Origin of the sequence: Aequoribacter sp. (genome assembly GCF_965659035.1) — a bacterium.
Taxonomy (GTDB): Bacteria; Pseudomonadota; Gammaproteobacteria; order Pseudomonadales; family Halieaceae; genus Aequoribacter.
Genome location: NZ_CBFHWH010000172.1, coordinates 1 through 1,647 on the forward strand (window position 1 = coordinate 1; position 1,647 = coordinate 1,647).

Sequence of the window (1,647 nt, forward strand, 5' to 3'; positions counted from 1 at the left end):
CTGCCGAATAAACCGATGTAAGCCATTGTGTTCTCTTTATGCATTATTGATGACCTAGATTCTGCATCAATTCAGCTTGCGTGCAAAGTAGCGATTCGGAACACTCGGTCTTGAAAAGACTTTTACATTCCTCGTCGAGGCAGAGTAGTCTATTGGCCTAACGGAGCGACTTCTGCGTAACAAGTAAAAAATTGAGGTAACGGCATGTTTCGAACGGTTTCCATTTTGGTTAGTTTTGTTATGTTGGGCGCGTGTAGTTCCTCTCAGGTCGATCCCGTGCCTTGGGATTCCGCAGCGGTCAGAACCACATCTGGGCTTGTTATACCCGCGAAGCAGGGTGCGGTTTTAACCTATCGCGATATCCCCTACGCGCAAGCGCCGGTGAGTGCTTTGCGTTGGAAGGCGCCTCGCCCCTATTCAAAGCCCAATGCGGTGATTCCGGCGCAGGCCATTAGCGACACGAGAGATACAGTCGCGTGTGTCCAGCAAGCTTATGATGCAGGCGGCGTACCGGGCGAGGGTATCGTCGGTACTGAGGACTGCCTGTATATGGACATCAAAGCCCAGGTAGGTTCGATGGGTGCCACTAAGCCCGTCATGGTGTGGATTCATGGTGGGGGTAATACCTCGGGCTACAAAGGCTTTTACAACTTCGATGAGTTAGTGCGCCGTGAAGATGTGATTGTAGTGACCTTTAATTACCGCTTGGGGCCGCTTGGCTGGTTTGCGCATCCCTCGATACAAGCAGAAGGCGGCGAATTGAGTGGCGCCGCCAATTTCGGGCACCTAGACATCATTGAGGCACTAAAATGGGTGAAGACGAACATCGGGGGATTTGGGGGTGACCCTGATAACGTGACCATCTTTGGTGAATCGGCGGGTGGCCATAATGTTTTCGCAATGTTGGCATCACCCCTTGCTGATGGGTTGTTTCATAAAGCAATTTCGCAATCGGGCTACGTTAAGTCTGCTACGCCCGAGCAAGCGTTTAATCGCGACAACGCCGATCCCACCATGCGCCGCACGAGCTGGCAGCTTCTGCAGCAGTTGGACGTAGACCCCCTAGCGTCGGCAGATACTTTGCGAGGTCTTAATGCCCACGCTTTGTACGAGGCCTACTACGAACTCGATGGTGAAGGTGACGTGCCGCTGACCGTTGCCGATGGTGTCGTTATTCCCGAAGAAGGTTTTATGGCGGCGCTAGGTGACGCACGATACGCTAAAAACGTGCCGGTCATCGCTGGGGCGAACCGTGACGAGGTGACTCTGTGGCTCGGTACGCACCGATACTTTGTCGAGGCAAGCTATCCTTTCACCAAGCTGTTGCCACCAAGACTCAAAGTTAAAGACGCTGCGGTCTATCAAGATTGGATTCGCGTACGCTCGGCAGCTTGGAAAGTACGTGGTGTTGACCAACCATTAAGGTATTTGCAAGAGGCTGGCTACACCGATCTGTATGCGTATCGTTTTGACTGGGATGATCAAGAGACGTCATTCTTTGCTGATTTCCCTGCAATTATTGGCGCAGCCCACGGAATAGATATTGCCTTTTTAACCGGTGCGTTTACTTACGGGCCAGTATCCCCCTGGGTTTATCCTGATTCAGCAGAGCGCCAAGAAATGATGGAGTTAATGATGGGTGCTTGG

General features: G+C 52.1%; 1 protein-coding gene. It reads left to right on the plus strand.

Features of this window, described 5'->3' with window-relative positions; translation table 11 throughout:
• Positions 1-204 precede the first annotated feature (204 nt).
• On the plus strand, positions 205-1,647 hold a 1,443-nt coding region (locus tag ACTF5Z_RS12145), incomplete at its 3' end, for a carboxylesterase family protein (protein ID WP_438985863.1).